The 18,279-nt window shown below is 59.1% G+C and carries 22 protein-coding genes; 7 read left to right on the forward strand and 15 right to left on the reverse strand.

Annotation, left to right across the window (positions count from 1 at the left end; translation table 11 throughout):
• Window positions 1-108 precede the first annotated feature (108 nt).
• From ACR0KN_RS05580 to ACR0KN_RS05595, 4 genes are all read right to left on the reverse strand, one after another.
• On the reverse strand, window positions 109-459 hold the full coding sequence (locus tag ACR0KN_RS05580) for a hypothetical protein (RefSeq protein ID WP_480652007.1): 351 nt from the start codon (window positions 457-459) through the stop codon (window positions 109-111).
• Window positions 460-513: 54 nt separating this feature from the next.
• Window positions 514-3,969, reverse strand: a complete 3,456-nt coding sequence (locus ACR0KN_RS05585; protein ID WP_480652009.1) for a chromosome segregation SMC family protein — start codon at window positions 3,967-3,969, stop codon at window positions 514-516.
• Window positions 3,970-4,110: 141 nt separating this feature from the next.
• On the reverse strand, window positions 4,111-4,506 hold the full coding sequence (locus ACR0KN_RS05590) for a hypothetical protein (protein ID WP_480652011.1): 396 nt from the start codon (window positions 4,504-4,506) through the stop codon (window positions 4,111-4,113).
• 44 nt (window positions 4,507-4,550) lie between these two features.
• Entirely contained in the window at window positions 4,551-5,744 is a 1,194-nt protein-coding gene (locus ACR0KN_RS05595) for an aminotransferase-like domain-containing protein (protein WP_480652012.1), read from the reverse strand.
• 151 nt (window positions 5,745-5,895) lie between these two features.
• Here ACR0KN_RS05595 and ACR0KN_RS05600 point away from each other — a divergent pair, with 151 nt between their 5' ends.
• Window positions 5,896-6,666 carry a FadR/GntR family transcriptional regulator gene (locus ACR0KN_RS05600; RefSeq protein WP_480652014.1) on the forward strand — a complete coding sequence of 257 codons (771 nt, stop codon included), beginning with the start codon at window positions 5,896-5,898 and terminating at the stop codon, window positions 6,664-6,666.
• Window positions 6,666-7,202, forward strand: coding sequence for a metal-dependent hydrolase (locus ACR0KN_RS05605; protein WP_480608812.1), 537 nt, complete (start codon window positions 6,666-6,668; stop codon window positions 7,200-7,202). Before ACR0KN_RS05600 ends, ACR0KN_RS05605 begins: the two co-directional genes overlap by 1 nt.
• A gap of 18 nt (window positions 7,203-7,220) precedes the next feature.
• On the opposite strand, the gene ACR0KN_RS05610 is transcribed toward ACR0KN_RS05605, so the two are convergent.
• From ACR0KN_RS05610 to ACR0KN_RS05635, 6 genes are all read right to left on the reverse strand, one after another.
• Window positions 7,221-7,781 carry a F0F1 ATP synthase subunit B gene (locus ACR0KN_RS05610; protein WP_170475783.1) on the reverse strand — a complete coding sequence of 187 codons (561 nt, stop codon included), beginning with the start codon at window positions 7,779-7,781 and terminating at the stop codon, window positions 7,221-7,223.
• A 5-nt stretch (window positions 7,782-7,786) separates the two neighbouring features.
• Window positions 7,787-8,338 carry a F0F1 ATP synthase subunit B' gene (locus ACR0KN_RS05615; RefSeq protein ID WP_170475781.1) on the reverse strand — a complete coding sequence of 184 codons (552 nt, stop codon included), beginning with the start codon at window positions 8,336-8,338 and terminating at the stop codon, window positions 7,787-7,789.
• An 86-nt stretch (window positions 8,339-8,424) separates the two neighbouring features.
• The gene (locus ACR0KN_RS05620; protein ID WP_005981269.1) at window positions 8,425-8,649 is read right to left on the reverse strand and encodes a F0F1 ATP synthase subunit C; all 225 of its coding nucleotides are present in this window, start codon (window positions 8,647-8,649) and stop codon (window positions 8,425-8,427) included.
• A gap of 48 nt (window positions 8,650-8,697) precedes the next feature.
• Window positions 8,698-9,456: a F0F1 ATP synthase subunit A gene (locus tag ACR0KN_RS05625; RefSeq protein WP_010437618.1), complete on the reverse strand. Its 759-nt coding sequence runs from the start codon at window positions 9,454-9,456 to the stop codon at window positions 8,698-8,700.
• Window positions 9,457-9,458: 2 nt separating this feature from the next.
• The gene (locus tag ACR0KN_RS05630) at window positions 9,459-9,791 is read right to left on the reverse strand and encodes an AtpZ/AtpI family protein (RefSeq protein ID WP_480652017.1); all 333 of its coding nucleotides are present in this window, start codon (window positions 9,789-9,791) and stop codon (window positions 9,459-9,461) included.
• A 184-nt stretch (window positions 9,792-9,975) separates the two neighbouring features.
• The gene (locus tag ACR0KN_RS05635) at window positions 9,976-10,887 is read right to left on the reverse strand and encodes a DMT family transporter (protein WP_480652019.1); all 912 of its coding nucleotides are present in this window, start codon (window positions 10,885-10,887) and stop codon (window positions 9,976-9,978) included.
• Window positions 10,888-10,968: 81 nt separating this feature from the next.
• Here ACR0KN_RS05635 and ACR0KN_RS05640 point away from each other — a divergent pair, with 81 nt between their 5' ends.
• Entirely contained in the window at window positions 10,969-11,301 is a 333-nt protein-coding gene (locus ACR0KN_RS05640; RefSeq protein WP_010437612.1) for an ArsR/SmtB family transcription factor, read from the forward strand.
• Between the two features lie 3 nt (window positions 11,302-11,304).
• Here ACR0KN_RS05640 and ACR0KN_RS05645 read toward each other — a convergent pair whose 3' ends face one another.
• The 4 genes from ACR0KN_RS05645 to ACR0KN_RS05660 all read right to left on the reverse strand — a co-directional run bounded on the left by ACR0KN_RS05645 (window position 11,305) and on the right by ACR0KN_RS05660 (window position 13,937).
• Window positions 11,305-11,718, reverse strand: a complete 414-nt coding sequence (locus ACR0KN_RS05645; protein ID WP_480652021.1) for a universal stress protein — start codon at window positions 11,716-11,718, stop codon at window positions 11,305-11,307.
• A gap of 84 nt (window positions 11,719-11,802) precedes the next feature.
• On the reverse strand, window positions 11,803-12,081 hold the full coding sequence (locus ACR0KN_RS05650) for a hypothetical protein (protein WP_480652023.1): 279 nt from the start codon (window positions 12,079-12,081) through the stop codon (window positions 11,803-11,805).
• Window positions 12,082-12,150: 69 nt separating this feature from the next.
• Complete coding sequence (locus ACR0KN_RS05655) at window positions 12,151-13,062, reverse strand: DMT family transporter (RefSeq protein WP_480652025.1); 912 nt, start codon at window positions 13,060-13,062, stop codon at window positions 12,151-12,153.
• Complete coding sequence (locus ACR0KN_RS05660; protein ID WP_260024630.1) at window positions 13,059-13,937, reverse strand: LysR family transcriptional regulator; 879 nt, start codon at window positions 13,935-13,937, stop codon at window positions 13,059-13,061. Before ACR0KN_RS05660 ends, ACR0KN_RS05655 begins: the two co-directional genes overlap by 4 nt.
• A gap of 119 nt (window positions 13,938-14,056) precedes the next feature.
• Between ACR0KN_RS05660 and ACR0KN_RS05665 the strand changes: the two genes are divergently transcribed.
• Both ACR0KN_RS05665 and ACR0KN_RS05670 read left to right on the forward strand, forming a co-directional pair.
• Window positions 14,057-14,638 (forward strand): NAD(P)H-dependent oxidoreductase, encoded by a 582-nt coding sequence (locus ACR0KN_RS05665; RefSeq protein WP_170542998.1) that lies wholly within the window; start codon window positions 14,057-14,059, stop codon window positions 14,636-14,638.
• A 64-nt stretch (window positions 14,639-14,702) separates the two neighbouring features.
• The gene (locus ACR0KN_RS05670; RefSeq protein ID WP_480652027.1) at window positions 14,703-15,443 is read left to right on the forward strand and encodes an aspartate/glutamate racemase family protein; all 741 of its coding nucleotides are present in this window, start codon (window positions 14,703-14,705) and stop codon (window positions 15,441-15,443) included.
• Here the strand turns inward: ACR0KN_RS05670 and ACR0KN_RS05675 are convergent, their stop codons facing one another.
• A complete protein-coding gene (locus ACR0KN_RS05675) occupies window positions 15,444-15,974 on the reverse strand; it encodes a prolyl-tRNA synthetase associated domain-containing protein (protein ID WP_480652029.1) in 531 nt (176 codons plus the stop codon). It abuts the gene before it with no gap.
• Window positions 15,975-16,063: 89 nt separating this feature from the next.
• Between ACR0KN_RS05675 and ACR0KN_RS05680 the strand changes: the two genes are divergently transcribed.
• Together ACR0KN_RS05680 and ffh are read left to right on the forward strand one after the other, a co-directional pair.
• Entirely contained in the window at window positions 16,064-16,582 is a 519-nt protein-coding gene (locus ACR0KN_RS05680) for a hypothetical protein (protein ID WP_480457297.1), read from the forward strand.
• A 160-nt stretch (window positions 16,583-16,742) separates the two neighbouring features.
• Complete coding sequence (gene ffh, locus ACR0KN_RS05685; RefSeq protein ID WP_480652031.1) at window positions 16,743-18,251, forward strand: signal recognition particle protein; 1,509 nt, start codon at window positions 16,743-16,745, stop codon at window positions 18,249-18,251.
• Window positions 18,252-18,279 lie beyond the last annotated feature (28 nt).

The raw sequence follows: 18,279 nt of genomic DNA on the forward strand, positions 1-18,279 counted from the left end.
TGATCTGGAGCATTCTACAACTTCAACAGCTAAAAATTATCCCGTTCTTCACCCTAAGCGATCACAAATTCTATCGATATGTCGCTTTAGCTGGCAAAAACAGATCAATTACTCGCTCTTGATCGGATAGCGGTCACCTTTCTCGTCGATCAGGACCAACCGTTCCCCACTGCGAACATACAGATCGCACCTGCTGAATCCGTTGCGATAGGCGATGCAGACGCTGCCATCCTGGGCGATGGAATACGTGCCAAAGGCGGAATCCCCGCTGGCGTAGGTGTAGGAATAGGCCCCTCCGGCCGAAAATTTGGATTGGCCGTCGTCGTAGAAAGTTAGTGTACGACCTGCCAGCGCCTCAAGTTCCTGAGGCGACAATGGGATGTCGCCGGGCTTGGTGGGCCAGTCGGCAGCCCAGAGGGGATTGGCCGCCAGCAATGCGAGAATGAAGTATCGGATCATGATGCCAGCCTAACCTGATACGCAGGCGATGGCTCATAACGTTGCGGTGATCGTTCAGGCGACCATCTGCTCGGCCTTCTTCAGATCAACCGAGACGAGCTGGCTGACGCCTTGCTCCTGCATGGTAACACCGAATAGCCGATCCATCCGCGCCATCGTCACCGCATGGTGAGTGATGATCAGGAACCGCGTGTCGGTCTGTCGACACATTTCATCCAGGAGATCGCAGAAGCGGGTGACGTTGGCGTCATCCAGCGGCGCGTCGACCTCGTCGAGCACACAGATTGGGGCCGGGTTTGCGAGGAAGACGCCAAAAATCAGCGCGGTCGCCGTCAGGGTCTGCTCACCACCTGACAGCAGGCTGAGGGTCGAGAGTTTCTTGCCCGGTGGCTGGCACATGATCTCAAGACCCGCATCCAGCGGATCGTCGCTTTCGACCATGACCAGATTGGCCTCACCGCCGCCAAATAGGTGCTTGAACAGCATGGCAAAGTTCGAGTTCACCTGTTCAAACGCGGTCAGCAGACGTTCGCGGCCTTCGCGGTTGAGACTGGCGATACCGCTGCGCAGGGCTTTGATCGCCTCTTCCAGATCAGCCTTTTCACCGTTCAGCGTGTCAAACTCTTCCTGAACTTCCTTGCTATCCTCTTCGGCACGCAGGTTCACAGCGCCCAGGGCGTCGCGCTGGCGTTTGTGGCGATTGACCTCGGCCTCGAGCGCGTCGGCGGCGGGCATCTGGTCGGGGTTCACGTCCAGTTGGTTGAGCAACTGGTTTGGCGTCAGTTGCTGATCCTCGGCAATCCGCTCCGCCGCTGCGACCACGCTCTCCTTGGCCGCATCACAACGCGCCTCTGCCGCCGCACGGGTCTCGCGCGCCTCGGAGGCCAGACGTTCGGCCTCGCGCTCAGCAAGAACCACCTCGCGCTGCGCTGTTTCGGCTTCCGCCAGCTTGTCAGCGGCCTCGGCCCGGCGAGCTTCGGCAGTTTCGATCAACTCGTTCAATTCTTCCCGCGCCTCGGCGATTTCGCCGGGAGCGGCCATTGCTTCGGACAGCTCCTCTTCCGAGCTTTCCTTGCGCTCGGCCAGTTCGGAAATCCGCTTCTCGGCCGTTTCCAAACGGTGCCGCCAACCGCTAAGGTCCTTGGTGACCTCCTGCGAACGCCGGGTCCGAGCCTCACCTTCACGACGCAACTCGTCATGGGTCGAGCGGTGGGTCAGCATGGTGATCCGTGCCGCCTCGACCGTCTGTTTGATGTCCTCGACCTGCGCGCGGGCGCTGTCGAGGTCGCCCAGTCCGGTCAGCGCGCCCTCAGCCTCGCGCAGTTGCGCGCGGGCAGACATTGCATCTTCCTTATGGCGATCAACTGCAAGGGTGAGAGTTTCCAGCTTGCCCTGTGCCAGATTGCGATCTGCCTCGGCTCGGCTGAGCATCCGTGCGGTTTCGGCCATACGCTGATCGGCGGCACGGCGGGCTTCGCGGGCACGGCGATCAGCTTCGGTGACGTCGGCCAGTTGCTGTGAAAGGGCTTCGTGCGCGGCGCGGGCACCATCGGCTTGCGCCTCGGTGCGGGTCAGTTCCTGTTTCAGCGCTTCCAGCTTGTTGAGCTGTTCCAGCCGCAGGGCCGCAGCGCTTGGCGCATCCTCGGCCCAGGCGCGGAACCCGTCCCAGCGCCACAAATCGCCCGAGCGCGAGACCAGCCGTTGCCCGGGTTTCAGCGACGCCTGCAACCGTGCGCCCTGATCCGCATCGACCAGACCGATCTGCGCGATCCGGCGGCTGAGCCGGTCGGGACCGGACACATGCAAGGCCAGAGGCTCTGCTCCGTCTGGCAAGGTTTGATCGCTGTCATAGCCCGCCACCTGCACCCAGCCTGAAGGCCCGTCACCTTCGACCAACGGAGCACGCAGATCGTCAGCCAGTGCTGCCCCCAGCGCTTTTTCATATCCCGAAACCACGCGCAGCAGGTCGAGCACCTGCCCACCTTCAGCCGTGTCGCGTTCGACCAGTTTCGCCAGTGCAGTGGTCTCGGCCCGGATCGCACCCAACTCGCCTTCGGCCTCGGAGCGCTTGGCGCGCGCCTCGGCTTCACGGGCCTGCGTGTCGTTGCGCAGCTCATCGGCAGCGGCGAGCGCTTCTTCGGCGGACTCAGCAGCTTCGCGGGCTTCTTCTTCGCCCTCCTGCGCCGTCTCGAATGCCTCACTGGCACGGGTCAGCGCATTGCGTGCCTCGTCCACGGCGGCGCGGGCCTTTTCCTCTTCACCCTCGGAACGGGCAAGTGTCTTGCGACTGTCCTCGACCAGACGCTGCGCCGATTGGTGGCGGGCCACCAGACGCGCCATGTCTTCGGTTTCCTGCGACAGGTGATCTTCGCGATCCTGCAGAACCGAGGCGGCCTCGCGGGCTATTTCCGCAGCCTCGGCGACCTTCTCGTCATAACCCTCGGCGGCTTTGGCAAGCTCGCGCGCCTCCCATTCCAGCCGTTCGATCATCTCGCCCGCATCGCGGTTCAGGCCGGATTCGCGTTCGATGTCGTTCCCCAACTGCTGGATTCGGTTGGTCAGAGTCTCGATCGTCTGGCGCGCGCGGGTTTCCTGATCCGAGAGCTGATCGCGCTGCACCTGCTGACGTTGCAGGACGGCGGCGGCGATGGCCTCTTCCTCGCGCAGGGGCGGCAGGGTTTCCTCAATCTCAGCGCGTTTGGCAGCGGATTCACGGGCGGAGGCTTCGGCGCGGGAGGCTTCGGTGATCCGGTCTCGCAGCTTTTCTTCTGCCGCTTGGCGGGCCATGTCGGCCTCTTTCCAGCGACGATAGAGCAGCATCCCTTCGGCTTGACGCAGCTGTTCGCCAATCTCGCGATAGCGCGCGGCCTGACGGGCCTGACGGGCGAGTTGCGCCAACTGGCCGCCCAACTGTTCCAGCACGTCATCGACGCGAGTCAGATTAGCCTCGGTGCCTTTGAGTTTCAGTTCAGCCTCGTGGCGGCGTTGATAGAGGCCTGAGATGCCCGCAGCTTCTTCCAGAATGCGGCGGCGGGCGCGGGGCTTGGCATTGATCAGCTCAGCAATTCGGTTCTGCCCCACCAGCGCAGGCGAATGCGCCCCGGTCGAGGCGTCTGCAAACAGCATCTGCACATCGCGGGCGCGGACGTCCTTGCCGTTGGTCTTATAGGCGCTGCCCACGTCGCGGGTGATGCGGCGGACAATCTCCAACTGGTCGCTTTCATTGAAGCCCGAAGGGGCCAGCCGTTCCGAGTTGTCCATGGTCAGGACCACCTCGGCAAAATTGCGCGCGGGTCGGGTCGCCGCGCCCGCAAAGATCACATCCTCCATCGCCCCGCCACGCATGGATTTGGGTCGGTTTTCGCCCATCACCCAGCGCAGAGCCTCCAGAAGGTTGGATTTGCCGCAGCCATTGGGACCCACAACTCCGGTCAGCCCGTCCGCGATGATCAGATCGGTCGGGTCGACAAAGCTTTTGAAGCCGGTCAGTTTGAGTTTGCTAAAGCGCAATGGCTGCTCTTGGTATGATTCCTATGGTTAGGAAGTCTGCGCAACGGATGGGGGAGGTGTCAACGTGATTGCGCAGGATATGGGATTATTGGCCGAGTTATCCACAATATCTTGGCAAAACTACGCAGGGTTTCGCGTATCTCAATACGGCGAGCATTCGAAGACCTGATATCCGTAATCTTCGTAATAGCCATAATCGACGCATTCATAAGGACGGCGAAGGAGCGCTCCGAAAATCAGCTTTTCCCCCAGTTCCTGGTCGCAGCCCAGAACGCCCACAGTGACCGCCGCATCGCCCAGAACGTCCAGAAGCGGACAGCCCGAGACCTGCGCCATCGCCAGCGCGGCCCGATCGCGGATCGGACCAAGGCGCGGGGCGTATTGCGGGTTCACGCGGACGGCTTCGGCCAGTTCGTTGCGGACGCGGACGTCAAACACGCTGCCATTTACCGAGATGCGCGTCGCGGGCAACTCGCGAAAATAAGGCGTGCCGCCCGAACAGGCAGCCAGAAGCAGGAAGGCAAGCAGACGGATCATACACCCGTTCTTGCGGCAATATGGTTAATGATTCCTTTCCCAGATCAGGCGCGCAGCACCTCTCCCAACCGGCGAATACCTTCGCGGATCGTATCCTCATCGGAATTGGAAAAGCTCAGCCGGATCGTGTTGGCACCGGTGTCATCAGGGTAGAACGCCTGACCCGGGACAAAGGCCAACTTGACGGTTTCAAGCGCCCGGGCCAGCAGGTCGGCCCCGTTCACCTCTTTGGGCAACGTGACCCAGATGAACATACCGCCTTCGGGTCGGGTCCATTCCACACCATCGGGCATATGCTGGGCCAACGCCTCCAACATCGCATCGCGGCGGGCGGCATAGGTGCGGCGCAACATCGGAACGTGGCTTTCGAAACAATCCCGCGCCACCTGATACACAGCCATCTGGTTGATGGTCGAGGAATGAAGGTCGGCAGCCTGCTTGAGCAGCACCATTTGCGAGATCACAGGTTTCGCACCTACCACCCAGCCAACACGCAGACCGGGTGACAGGGTTTTCGAGAAACTACCACAATAGATCGTGCGGCAGTTTTCGATTGATCCCTTGCGGGCCTGTTCCAGCGCCATGATTGGGGGGATCGGGTCGCCATCATAGCGCAGCGCCTGATAGGCCCCATCCTCAATCACAGCACAGTCTAATTCCTCGGCCAGATCCAACAGCGCTTCCCTGCCCCGCAGGTCGACGGTCTCACCCGTCGGGTTGGCGAAATCAGCGGAGAGATAAGCGAACTTGATCGGACTGCCATCCGCCGCTTCTCGGTACTCAGCCGCGCCACGATTGCCGTTGACACTGAGCTGGTCGAAGCGCGGCTCATAAGCGTCAAAGGCATTCAGCGCGCCCAGATAGGTGGGCCAGCCGACCAGCGCAGTATCGCCCGGCGATAGAAACAGCTTACCCAGATAATCCAGCGCCTGCTGAGAACCGGAGGTGATCAGGATGTTATCGATGTCGCACTCCACACCTATCCCGCGCATGTAGCCAACCAGCCATTGGCGCAAGGGCGCATAGCCCTCGCTGACAGAGTATTGCAGGGCCTGCGCCTGTCGATCCGGGCCTAGCGCGTACTGGAACGCCTCGGCAAAGGCCTCAGCCGGGAACAGGTTCGGGTCAGGGATACCGCCTGCGAACGAAATGATACCGGGCTCGCCCAGAAGCTTCAGTAATTCGCGGATTTCGGATGCTTTCATTCGGGATGCGCGGGTGGCGTATAGCTGATCCATCGTTGCGGGCCTCCTCCGCCCTTAGGTCGCAGACTAGGCAATGCACCTCTTATGTCAATAATACTGACCCAATGTTTCAACCTGTGTGAGCGGCTTGAACGCGCCCCGCAATCGTGGTCAAGTGAGTTGACCAATTTCAGATGTTAGCCGGATGCCTTTTCAAAAAGTTCAGACCGAAAAACTGTCTCTGGCCGTGGTGCGCCAGATTGAGTTGTTGATCCTGCGCGGCATCCTGCGCCCCGGCGAGCGCCTACCCTCGGAAAGGGAACTGGCCGAGCGGATGGGCGTGTCGCGCCCCTCGCTGCGCGAGGCAATCGCTGATCTGCAGGATCAGGGATTGCTGGCCGCCAAGGCCGGGTCAGGCATCTATGTGGCCGAGGTTCTGGGTTCGGCCTTCTCGCCCGCTTTAATCCGGTTGTTCGGCAATCACGACGAGGCGGTGTTCGACTATCTTTCGTTCCGGCGCGATATGGAGGGGCTAGCCGCCGAGCGCGCCGCGCGGATGGGATCGGACAGCGATCTGAAAGTGGTGCAGACCATACTAGACAAGATGGAAACTGCCCACGCGCGTAACGCTGCCGAAGAAGAGGCGCATCTGGACGCCCAGTTTCACATGGCCATCATCGAAGCCAGCCATAACGTGGTGATGCTGCACATGATGCGGTCGATGTTCGATCTGCTGCGACAGGGCGTATTCTACAACCGCCGGATCATGTTCCAGCAGCGCACCACCCGCGATGCCATTCTGGATCAGCACCGCGCCATCAACGTCGCCCTACAAGACCGCGACCCAAAGGGGGCGCGCCGGGCGGTCGAGGACCATCTGAATTTTGTCAAAGGTTGCATGGCCGATCAGCAGAAGGCCCTGCACAATGAAGAAATCGCGCAGCAGCGACTGAAGCACGAGACCGGCGAGGTCTAATGTTTATAGGACATTTACCGGGCGCCTACTTGATCTTCCGAACGACTGCGCCGAATCTGGGCAAGCTTGCATTTGCAGCTGCGATGATCGGAGCCGTGGCGCCAGACATAGACATATTCTGGTTTTATCTTATCGATGATCGCGGGCACCATCATCATTCCTACCTGACGCACCGACCAATCATCTGGGCGAGCATTCTGCTTTTAGGTCTCCTGATCCGACAATGGCGTCTACAAATCGGAACCTTTCTGACCTTCCTGGGCGCGGGCGGGTTGGTTCACATGTTATTGGATTCGATCACGGGTGAGGTCACATGGATATGGCCCTTTTCGGACGCGACATATCCGTTAGTCACGGTACAGGCGACCCATTCTCATTGGATATTGTCATTTCTCAATCATTGGACGTTCAAGATCGAGATTTTGATCACGATGGTTGCTATATTCGTCTGGGTCATGACCCGGCGCCGAGCAAAGAAACCTAAACAAAGTCACGATAGAAAAACCCGGGAACCTCAGGGCCCCGGGTTTCATTAAGTCGCTTGATCAATGTGATCAGTGCAGCTTTTCACCGACATCCGCGATGGATGCGTCGATAAGCTTGTTCGCCTGCGTGGCGGTCATTTGCTTGGCTAGAACGGCTTTCGCTGCGGAAACTGCAACGGTGACGGCCTGATCGCGAACTTCCTTGACTGCTGAGGCCTCAGCCGATGCGATCTGATCCTGTGCAGCCGCCAGACGGCGTGCAATGGATTTCTCCAGATCGACCTTGGCTTGCTCAGCGGCCAATGCCGCGTCCTGCTTCGCCGCTTCGACGATGGCGTCGGCCTGTGTCTGCACCTCGCGTTGCTTGCGCTCATACGATGCTAGCAGGCTACGCGCTTCTTCATGCAGGGCACGTGCTTCGTCCAGTTCGGACTGGATGCCTTCGGCACGTTTGTCCAATGCACCACCGATCATGCCGGGGACTTTGAAGTAGAACAGGACCGCGATGAAAACGATGAAGCCCAGCAGGACCACAAAATCGGTGTTACCAAGCGAAAAGAACGGTCCGCTTGCAGCCAGCGCAGGGCTGGCGGCACCAACGGTCAGGATAAGGGCAAGAGTGTTCCGCATGTCACTTATCCTTTCGTCTGCGCGTCTACTGCACTGTTGATGGCTTTGGCATCCGCCTCGCCGCCCAGTGCGGTGACCAGTTCAGCCGCCGTATCCTTGGCAACCACTTGAATGCTTTCCAGCGCACCGGCACGGATTTCGGCAATCGCCTTTTCCGATTCAGCCGCCTTTGCAGCGATTTCCGCGTCCGCCTTGGCAATCGCATCATCCAGACCAGACTGGATTTCCGCGCGCGCTTCCGCTGCGATACGCTGTGCCTCAGAACGGGCATCGGCCAGCGCCTTGTTATAGGCCTCTTCGGCCTCGACCGCTTTGGCCTTCAGATCTTCGGCCGCAGCCAGGTCATTTGTAATGGTCCCCTGACGCTCCGCCAGGATTGCCGCGATGCGCGGCAGGGCCACGCGGGACAGGACCAGAAAGATGACGACCAGCGTAATGACCAGCCAGAAAATCTGGTTGGGGAACCAATCGAAGCAGAGCTGCGGCATCCCGATGGCAGAGCCATAGGAGTCGACGCACGAGCCGGCTACTTCTTCGGCAATAGGTTCTGTCGCCATGATATCCTCCGTCGGAACGTAGTCTTTACAACAGATGGGCCGCTATGGCTTGGGCCCATCTGCGCGTAAGGATCAGGTTCCGCAGATTATACGGCGAACATCAGCAGCAGCGAGACCAGGAATGCGAAGATCCCCAGGGCTTCTGCGAACGCGATACCGATGAACAGGGTTGCAGTCTGCGATGCAGCTGCCGAAGGATTGCGCAGGGCGCCGGCCAGGAAGTTGCCTGCAACGTTGCCCACCCCGATTGCGGCTGCGCCGGAACCGATTGCTGCCAGGCCTGCGCCGATGTGTGCGAGATCGCCTTCCATGATGTGTCTCCTTACGAATTGGAAGTTTCGATGTTGGGTGTTCGGACCTTAGTGCGACGGATGCAGTGCATCTTTCAGATAAACACAGGTCAGAATGGTGAATACGTAGGCCTGAATGAAGGCCACTAGGACCTCAAGACCATACATTGCTGTAATCGCAAGAACCGACACGGGCGAGATCACGGCAATCGCGGCGAAGCCTGCGAAAACCTTGATAACCGCGTGGCCAGCCATGACGTTACCAGCAAGACGAATAGAGTGGCTGACGGGGCGTACAAAGTACGAAATCAGCTCGATGATCGCCAGGATCGGACGCAGCGCCAAAGGCGCGCTGGAGACCCAGAACAGACCGAGGAACCCTGCACCGTTCTTGACAAAACCCAGAATGGTCACGGTCAGGAACACGGCCAAAGCCAGCGGGATGGTGACTGCAAAATGCGATGTGGTGGTGAACGAGGTCGGGATCAGGCCCAAGAAGTTCGCGGTTACGATGAACATGAACAAGGTCATGACATAGGGGAAGAACTTGACGCCTTCCTTGCCGCAAATGTCTTCAAGCATCTTGTAGATGAAGCCATAGGCCAGTTCTGCAATCGACTGCATGCGGCTTGGGACGATCGCGCGCTTGGACGTTGGCAGAACCAACAGAGCCACCACGGCCAATACGGCAAAGAACAGCCACAGAGTCACATTGGTGACCGTGAACATGCCAACCGCACCGTCGCCGAACAACGGCTTGACGATGAACTGGTCCATCGGGTGGAATACCAGGCTGCTGCCTTCTGCTGCGGTGGTCTCGGTCGCCACGTTCAGTCCCTCTCGTCCTTCTCGGCCGCATTTGCAGCCGTTTGTTTCTCTTGAACCTCTTTCGCGCTGCGGAGCATAACCTTCACGCCCGCGACAAGGCCCAGCAATGTAAATAGCACCAGAAAGATCGGGGTCGTCCCGAGCAGGCTATCAAGCCCGTATCCGATGCCAAATCCGATCCCCAGACCGGATACCATTTCGATGACCATCCTCCAGGCAAGCTCACCCCCGGACACGTCAGCATCTGCGCGAGGCTTGGGCGCTTTGGCCTTTTTTGCCGCGTCGATCTTGGCCTCCAGCTGCGCCATACGCTGCTTTTGGTCATCATCGGTCACGGGCGTTTCCCTCGCACAGTCTTGGGTAGGGTGCTAAGGGTCTGAGGGCGCAGAGTCAACGCTGTTAACCGCCCGCCCAGAACATCGTTAACCAATTGATTTATATAATATTAATCTAACTTCACTCAATTCATCCCATTCGTTAAAACAGGCCAAACGGGCGAATTGGGCGAATTCTGCATATTCAACCTTTCGGTTGATCTTTTCCAACTGCATCCCGCTGCCTGCGCCTGACGATCCGCCCGTCGATAAGCAAAAGCCCGACAAGAATTGCCCCCATGCCCAACAGGTGCTCGGGCCGAAGCGTCTCATTCAGCACCCATGTTCCCAGCACCAGCGCAGAGACCGGAGCGATCAGGGTGACCGTCGATATATTCGTTGGTCCCACTTTGGGAAGAAGCCAGTAGAATGCGATAAAGGCTGCGGAGGTCAGTACAACGCCGATCATGGCCAGCGAAGCCCAGGTTTCGATCCGGGTGATATGGGGCACGCCTTCGCTCCACAAGGCTAGTGGAGCTATTGCCAGTGTCGCGCCCGTCAGGGCCAGCGCGACCAGAACAACCGGCGGCATGTCCCGGAAGGCGCGCGCGATGTTGACCGAAAAGGCATAGCAGACAGGGGCGCACAAGGTGAGAAGAATTGCCCAGAACTCGGATTTTGCGCCTGAGTTTAGCACCGGCAACGACAATACTACGATACCCGCAAAACCACAGACCACGCCCAGGGATTTCAATAGCGTCGCCCGCTCTCCTCCGGGCCAGAAATGCGATACAACAACCGCAAAAGCAGGCGTCGTGGCATTCACGATCCCTGCGACACCCGCGCCAATATGCTGTTGACCCAGGGCATAAAAGGCAAATGGAGCAGCATAGCTGAGCACGCCAAATCCCAGCAACCCGGCTGCACGACCGAAGGTCAGATTGACTTGTAAACGGGCGCCCAACACATAGACCCAGCACCCCAACGCACCAAAACCCACCCTCCCCATCGATACCGACAGTGGCCCAAGCTCGCGCAGCAGAATGGCATTGAACATGAATGACATGCCCCAGCCGATGCCAAGTATGCAAATCACTAACCAGTATTTCAGTGCCATTCCCAAACCTTTTTTGTTTGCTGGCACCTTGTCGTTGCAGCGAAAATTGTCAAACCGGTTCTTGAGCTTTAGGAATGAGCCATGTCCAACGACCTCGACACTGTTTTTGCGGCCCTCGGCGACCCAACCCGCCGCACCATCCTTGCGATGCTGCTGGAGGACGATATGGCCGTCACCGACGTGGCTGAACCGTTCGACATGTCATTGGCTGCGATCTCGAAACACTTGGTGATCCTGACCAAGGCCGGGCTGATTTCTCAGGAAAAACGAGGGCGGGTTAAGTGGTGCAAGCTAGAGCCTGACGCCCTGCGTGCGGCGTCGGTCTGGATGCAGGGTTTCGGACAGTTCGAACCGGTCAATCTGGATGCGTTCGAGCGGTTCCTCGAGGTCGAACTGCCCTCGGACGAGGCCTGAGTTTCAACGCACCACAAAAACTGACATGCTGGCGTGTTTGGCCAAATAACCAGCATGACTGGAAAAGATATAGTCTGTGATCCTTGGGGCGTGAGTCCCGACCACAATCAGATCAGCACCAATATCTTCTGCCGCGCGGGTCAGATCGCCATCGACTTCGGCAGCGACATCGACCGAGTGTATGTTGCGTGTGGCAACCGGAGCGCCGCATTGTTCTGCAATCTCACTAGCGCAGTCCTGCAGCTTTTGCTCAATTGCGTCTTTCGATAGATTAACATCCCCGAGCTGGGTGCCCGTGACACTTACGACGGTCACTTTGGCGGCTTGCCAACTGGCCAATTGTGCAGCAACTTCAGTCGCCTTCTTGACCTCGGGTGGCAGGTGCAGGTCGACTGGGACCATAATATGTTTGAACATTGCGTCTTCCTCCTCGCCAAAAAGCATAGAGAAATTCGCATATAACCACTTTGACCTGCCTCAAAGGCGCTGGGAGCTGTTAGCCTAACCTTCTCGGCTGTATTCGACCCCGGTCACGACGCCGGTCGCATCGGCCCGGCAAAGCCATGGCGCCTCTGCCCCTGCCACGAAAACACTGGTGACCGAGCCAGTCGGTCCGGATTGCGTCGAGATTGCTTTGACACCACTTGGCCCGGTCCCGGTTTCAGCACCTACCAGAGCCTCGCAGCTTGCCTGCAGGTCAGCCTGCGCGGCGTCGTTCGCTCCTCCGGTTGCACAAGCGGACAAGGCAAACAACACAGGAACAAGGAGGGGTGATTTCATAGCGAAACTCCGCACTCAAATAGCTCTTAGTACCGGCCAACTTGCCAGACCCGATTCAGAAGGCAAGATTCAATCCATTGTCAGAACAGGTTTGGAAGAAGTGTCTTCTCCCTTCAGCAGCATCAGCAACGCAACGGCTGTCAAAGCCGCTCCGACCAATACCAAGGCTGTTGGCGCAGGACGCCCGAGCCCGATCTCCCACAAGATGACCCAGCTGGGAATCAGATACGTATAAGCCATGACCTTGGCTGCGGGCAGACACAGCGCCGCAAACTGAACAAGTACAAAGCTGGCCGCCGTCGCGAATAGCGAAATGTAGAGCAGCGTTACCCAGACAATCCTGGGTAGGTTCGCCCAATCGGTCGCGCGGATATCGGACCAGCCCCACAGCGTCAGGATAAGGCACCCGGCCACCAGTGTTCCAAAGGTAAACACTACCGCAGGCTCTCCCCGGTTCAGGCGACGCACCATCGGGGTATAGACGGCGTGGGCAGCGCATCCCCAGAAATAGATGATCTCTCCGCCTCCGATTTCGAAGGCTTGAAAGGCCTGCCAATCAGCCCGGAAGATTACCCAAAGCGCGCCGACCGCGCCAACGGTCAGGGCCAGCGCCATGCGCGCGGTAGTGATCTGACGCAGCAGCACCCAGCCAGCCAGAGCCGACATGACCGGCGTCAAGGTAAATACCGCAGCCGCACTGACCGGTGGCGCGGTTTTGAGGCCGTAGAACATCAAGACGAAATACGACCCAAACAACCCGCCCAGGACCAGATAGCGCCAGGGGGCCTGTGTTGCGCTGCGCGATATGCCTGTTGTGGCAAGGGCGGCGATGCCGATCACCACTGCCGCAATGGCAAAGCGTGCCGCAGTGATTGCCGAGGGCGCGATTTCATTCGCTGCCATTGAACCCAGCGAAAAACTGCCCGCAACCAGGGCAGAAAATGTCAGCATGGCCAGATGGCCGCGCGCTTGTGGTGTCACGGCAGCCAACCTTTGGATTGTTCTTTCAGGAAGGACAAAAACGCCTGGACTTTAGTTGTGCGGTGCAAATCCACATGGGTCACCAACCACAGCTTGCCCGACCATTCGGGCAGAGGCTCCATCACCTCAACCAGATCGGGGTCGCGCATGGCCTCCCACCGGGCCATGAAACCGATACCGGCCCCGGCCAGAACCGCCTCGCGCATGCAAAAATTGTTGGTGCAGCGGAAGGTGATCGCCTGTTCCGGTGCATTGGCACGCAGCCAGCGGGAAAACGGCGCGCGGCTGTTTTCGTCGTCATTGCCGACGAAATGGTGATTGGCGAAATCCTCGACGCTCGAAGGTTTACCGTGGCGTGCGATATAGCCTTTGCTCGCGAACAGTCCGACTTCTTGCGCGATGAAAGGCTGCACCACGTTGTCCGGCTGATCCGGTGCGGCCCCTGCGCGAATAGCCACATGCGCTTCGCCATATTCCAGTCGAAACAGGCGGTCGCCGGTCAGATAGCGCACAATGAGACCCGGATGGGCTTGCTGAAATTCGCTCAAGGTCGGCACGATCAAAGGCGCAAGCGAGGCCAGCGAGGTCACCACCAGTTCGCCCGAGACATCATCTCCGCGCCCCTTCATGCGGCCAACCAACTGGTTGAACTGATCTTCGGTCGCCTGCGCGACACGCAACAGATCCTTACCTGCTTCGGTCGGGGTATAGCCGCGCGCATGACGCTGAAACAGTTTGACGCCCAGCCGCGCCTCGATCGCGTCGATATGGCGGATCACGGTGGCGTGGTGTACGCCCAATACATCCGCCGCACCGCTGACCGTTCCCATGCGCGCCACCTGATAGGCGGTTCTTACTTCATCCCAATTGTCCATTGCATCCGTTCCACTGTGCAAATTCTAACAATGCTTGTTGATATATCCGAGTTTTGTTCACATTCGCAACAGCCATATTGGGGCGACAGAAGCTAATTCCACAGTTTAGGACCTCCGAAATGACCAAAACCATCCTGCACATCGACGCCTCAGCCCGCCGCACCGGTTCAGCCACCCGCGATCTGTCCGAACGCGTGGTTCGCCACCTGAACGCCGGGCGTATTATCCGCCGCGATCTCGCCTCTCCCCTGCCCCTTATCACCGAAGACTGGATCGCTGCCAATTTCACCCCCGCCGATCAGCGCGACGTTGTCCAGCAGGACGTTCTGTCGTTGTCGGACGAGCTGGTGTCGGAACTGCAAAAGGCAGACACCATTGTCATCGGCCTACCGATCTACAACTTCTCAGTTCCGGCCGCATTCAAAGCCTGGATCGATCTTGTGGCCCGCGCGGGTCTGACATTCGCCTATTCCGAGGAAGGGCCGAAAGGCCTGCTGGAAGGCAAACGCGCCATCCTCGCCGTAGCCTCGGGTGGTACCGCTGTCGGGTCCGAGATTGACTTTGCCACCACCTATGCGCGCCATGTTCTGGGCTTCATCGGCATCCATGATGTGGAGGTCATCGCCGCTGATCGCATGGCACTGGACCCCGAAACAACCCTGTCCAATGCGCAGAAAGCTGTCACTGAACTGGCGGCCTGATTGACCTGACCCCCCTGAACCGTCCAGTCTGCGCCGAGGCAATTCAGCAGACTGGGTGTTTCACATGAAGAAGATTGGAATATTGGGCGGTGTTGGCTGGGCCTCAACCGTCGACTACTACCGGGCGATTGCTGAAGGCGCGGGTCGATATTTCGCTGAACGCGGCCACGGATCGCCGCTGCCCATCCCACCCATGACCATCGAATCCGTCACCCAAGCCAAAACCCGCGCCTTGCGCGGCGTGGCCGGTGATGAGGAAAGCTGGTCCGCCTTCGACGCGGTGTTCCGTGAGGCCCTGCTGACGTTGCAAAACGCAGGCTGTGATTTCGGCATCATCGCCTCAAATACTCCCCATGCGCGTCTTCATGCGATCCGCGAGGGTGTCTCGATGCCCATTCTCAGCATTTTTGACGCAACTGCCGACGCGACCGCCTCGACCGGCGCGACCAAAGCTTTGGTCCTTGGCACGACAGTCACCATGCAAGCCCGTAACTACGCCGACCGACTGGCCGCCGAAAACATCACCGCAAACGCCCGCCTGCCCGAGCCCGAGATTGCCGAGATGCAGGCGATGATCGACAGTGATTTCTACGGCGGTGCGTCTGACACCGCACATGCGCGCCTGCTGGCGTTCTGCAACAAGCATGCCGCGCCTGGAACTGCGATTTTGTTGGCCTGCACTGAGTTGCCTCTGGCGTTCCCCGACCATCTGGACGATCCGGTGTTCGAGGCGGATGGCCACTTGTTCATCAACCCGTCTGCCGCCCATGTCGCTGCCGCTTTGAAAGAAGCGCTTGAGGGGTGATCAGGGCAGCCAGGTCACTTCGCACCCGATTTTATCGAAGAACACCATCAGGTCTTCGCGCGACAAAACGACGGTTCGGTCGTTGACCAAAGGGTGCATGTTGATGACATCGGCCTGTTCCGCCGCGGCGTCCATGAAGAAATTAACGTTGTTCTCAACGCCGTTGATCATCGCCAGCGGACTGACCGCGCCGGGGCGAATACCGAGGTTCTGATACAGTCGATCCGCCGAGCCGAAGGACAGGTTGCCAATCCCCAACTCCGCGCCCAGCGCCTTAAGGTCGATCTCGCGGCTCTGTTCCAGCGTCACCAGATAGTTCCGCTTTTTCTTGTCGCGCAGATACAGGTTCTTAAGCCGCAGCGTGTTTTCGCCCGGCACTATGAACTGGCCCTCGACCCCTTTGGCGTCCTCGACCGTGCGCAGTGGGATATGAGTATGCAACCGATAGGACAGCCCCCACTCATCTAGCTGCGCCAAAAGCGCATCCGAGCTAAGCGGTAATGTATCCTGAAATCCGGATGATGCGTCCATGGGAACCTCCTCGTATAGCGCGCTCATCGCTCAACAGACGGGTAAATTCAAGACACGACAGGCGCTGTTTTCGGTGCTAGCGTGCCGCCATGAAAGTCACGCGCAACACTCAGAGCCAACTGATCCTGTCGAATACGCCATGGTTCATCGGCATCACGCTGGTTTTATTCATTCTGGCATTTGTCGGCGCGGGCGTCTTCATGGCCAGTGAAGGTGGCGAGGGTATCTTGTTCGGCATTTTCTTCGCACTATTCGGCGGGGGACTGGGGTTTGGCGCCTTCTGCGCTTTCGTCCGGCGTGTGCAGGTCATTCTGGACCGCGATAAGAACAGCATCACTATTCGCAGGCAGTCGGTCTTTGGGTACGAACAAGTGGAACACGTTCTTTCAAACCTTTCGCACGCGGAAACCGAAAGCACGACCTCACGTAGCGACAATGGCACCTCGACCCTTTATCGCCCTGTCCTGATACTGGATGAAGGCATGAGCGCCGGACGCCATCCCATTGTTGAGGCCTATTCCAGCGGGCGCGGTGCGCATCGGTTGGTGGATGCGGTCAATGACTGGCTTCCGGCACGCAAGGTTGACTCTGCCAGCCAATCGGCCTAAATCGCCGCCAACATCCGGAAGCGTTTGATCTTCCGGTCCCTTGAGTCGTTCAGGGATCGCCCCCCACCAGCGAGTTTCGCCCGTGGGGGCGTTTGTGCATTTAACCGACGCGTCCTATCTAGGGCACGCCACCAGATAACCGGCTAAGGAGGCCGAAGGCATGTTTGAAAATCTATCCGAACGCCTTTCCGGCGTCTTTGATCGGCTGACCAAACAGGGTGCCCTGTCCGAAGAAGACGTCAAAACCGCCCTGCGCGAAGTCCGCGTTGCCCTGCTTGAGGCTGACGTTTCGCTGCCGGTGGCCCGCGAATTCGTCAAGAAAGTACAGGAGCAAGCGACCGGTCAGGCAGTCACCAAGTCGATCACCCCCGGCCAGCAGGTCGTCAAGATCGTGCACGACGCGTTGGTCGATACACTGCGTGGCGAAGAAGACCCCGGCGCGCTGAAAATCGACAACCCGCCCGCGCCGATCCTGATGGTCGGCCTGCAAGGCTCGGGTAAGACGACCACCACCGGTAAGCTGGCGAAACGCCTGAAAGAGAAAGAGGGCAAGAAGGTCCTGATGGCCTCGCTCGATGTCTATCGCCCGGCGGCGATGGATCAGTTGGCCGTTCTGGGCACGCAGGTCGGCGTCGATACGCTGCCGATCGTACCTGGCCAGAAACCGGTCGACATCGCCAAGCGCGCCAAACAGCAGGCGACGCTGGGCGGCTATGACGTCTACATGCTCGACACCGCGGGCCGTCTGCATATCGACGAAGTCCTGATGGACGAGGTCGAGCAGGTCCGCAACGCGGTTGACCCGCGCGAGACCCTGCTGGTGGTTGACGGTCTGACCGGTCAGGTCGCCGTTGAGGTAGCCGAGGAGTTCGACGCCAAGGTCGGCATCTCAGGCGTGGTCCTGACCCGTATGGACGGTGATGGCCGTGGCGGTGCTGCTCTGTCGATGCGCGCGGTCACTGGCAAGCCGATCCGCTTTGTTGGTCTGGGCGAGAAGATGGACGCGCTCGAAACCTTCGAGCCGGACCGGATCGCCGGTCGTATTCTGGGCATGGGCGACATCGTTGCTCTGGTCGAAAAAGCCCAGGAAACGATGGAGATGGAACAGACCGAGCGCATGATGAAGCGCATGGTCAAAGGTCAGTTCAACATGAACGACCTGAAAATGCAGCTGGAGCAGATGATCCAGATGGGCGGCATGCAGGGCATGATGGGCATGATGCCGGGTATGAACAAGATGGCCAAGCAGATGGATCAGGCCGGTCTGGATGACAAGATCCTGCGCCAGCAGATCGCCATGATCCAATCCATGACCAAACGCGAACGCGCGAACCCGCAACTGCTGCAGGCAAGCCGCAAGAAACGCATCGCGGCGGGTTCGGGGATGGAAGTCAGCGACCTCAACAAACTGCTCAAAATGCACCGGCAAATGTCGGACATGATGAAGAAAATGGGTAAGATGGGCAAAGGTAAGATGCTGAAACAGGCCATGAAAGGCATGTTCGGCAAAGGTGGTCCCTCACCCGAGGAAATGGCTGCAGGTATGGACCCCAAGGCGCTGGAACAGGCCGCCAAGGCAATGGGCGGCAAAATGCCCGGCGGTCTGCCCGGACTGGGTGGCGGCATGGGTCTACCCCCGGGGCTAAGTGGTTTTGGTAAGAAAAAGTGACGTCAGCACGCTGCACCCAGCCCCCGTC

The organism is Ruegeria sp. AP7, assembly GCF_056539905.1.

Bases quoted from the DNA above. Each gene is read 5' to 3' on its own strand.
- ACR0KN_RS05580 (WP_480652007.1), bottom strand. From the start codon at position 459: ATGATCCGATACTTCATTCTCGCATTGCTGGCGGCCAATCCCCTCTGG.
- ACR0KN_RS05590 (WP_480652011.1), bottom strand. From the start codon at position 4,506: ATGATCCGTCTGCTTGCCTTCCTGCTTCTGGCTGCCTGTTCGGGCGGC.
- ACR0KN_RS05595 (WP_480652012.1), bottom strand. From the start codon at position 5,744: ATGGATCAGCTATACGCCACCCGCGCATCCCGAATGAAAGCATCCGAA.
- ACR0KN_RS05600 (WP_480652014.1), top strand. From the start codon at position 5,896: ATGCCTTTTCAAAAAGTTCAGACCGAAAAACTGTCTCTGGCCGTGGTG.
- ACR0KN_RS05605 (WP_480608812.1), top strand. From the start codon at position 6,666: ATGTTTATAGGACATTTACCGGGCGCCTACTTGATCTTCCGAACGACT.
- ACR0KN_RS05610 (WP_170475783.1), bottom strand. From the start codon at position 7,781: ATGCGGAACACTCTTGCCCTTATCCTGACCGTTGGTGCCGCCAGCCCT.
- ACR0KN_RS05615 (WP_170475781.1), bottom strand. From the start codon at position 8,338: ATGGCGACAGAACCTATTGCCGAAGAAGTAGCCGGCTCGTGCGTCGAC.
- ACR0KN_RS05620 (WP_005981269.1), bottom strand. From the start codon at position 8,649: ATGGAAGGCGATCTCGCACACATCGGCGCAGGCCTGGCAGCAATCGGT.
- ACR0KN_RS05635 (WP_480652019.1), bottom strand. From the start codon at position 10,887: ATGGCACTGAAATACTGGTTAGTGATTTGCATACTTGGCATCGGCTGG.
- ACR0KN_RS05640 (WP_010437612.1), top strand. From the start codon at position 10,969: ATGTCCAACGACCTCGACACTGTTTTTGCGGCCCTCGGCGACCCAACC.
- ACR0KN_RS05645 (WP_480652021.1), bottom strand. From the start codon at position 11,718: ATGTTCAAACATATTATGGTCCCAGTCGACCTGCACCTGCCACCCGAG.
- ACR0KN_RS05650 (WP_480652023.1), bottom strand. From the start codon at position 12,081: ATGAAATCACCCCTCCTTGTTCCTGTGTTGTTTGCCTTGTCCGCTTGT.
- ACR0KN_RS05660 (WP_260024630.1), bottom strand. From the start codon at position 13,937: ATGGACAATTGGGATGAAGTAAGAACCGCCTATCAGGTGGCGCGCATG.
- ACR0KN_RS05665 (WP_170542998.1), top strand. From the start codon at position 14,057: ATGACCAAAACCATCCTGCACATCGACGCCTCAGCCCGCCGCACCGGT.
- ACR0KN_RS05670 (WP_480652027.1), top strand. From the start codon at position 14,703: ATGAAGAAGATTGGAATATTGGGCGGTGTTGGCTGGGCCTCAACCGTC.
- ACR0KN_RS05675 (WP_480652029.1), bottom strand. From the start codon at position 15,974: ATGGACGCATCATCCGGATTTCAGGATACATTACCGCTTAGCTCGGAT.
- ACR0KN_RS05680 (WP_480457297.1), top strand. From the start codon at position 16,064: ATGAAAGTCACGCGCAACACTCAGAGCCAACTGATCCTGTCGAATACG.
- ffh (WP_480652031.1), top strand. From the start codon at position 16,743: ATGTTTGAAAATCTATCCGAACGCCTTTCCGGCGTCTTTGATCGGCTG.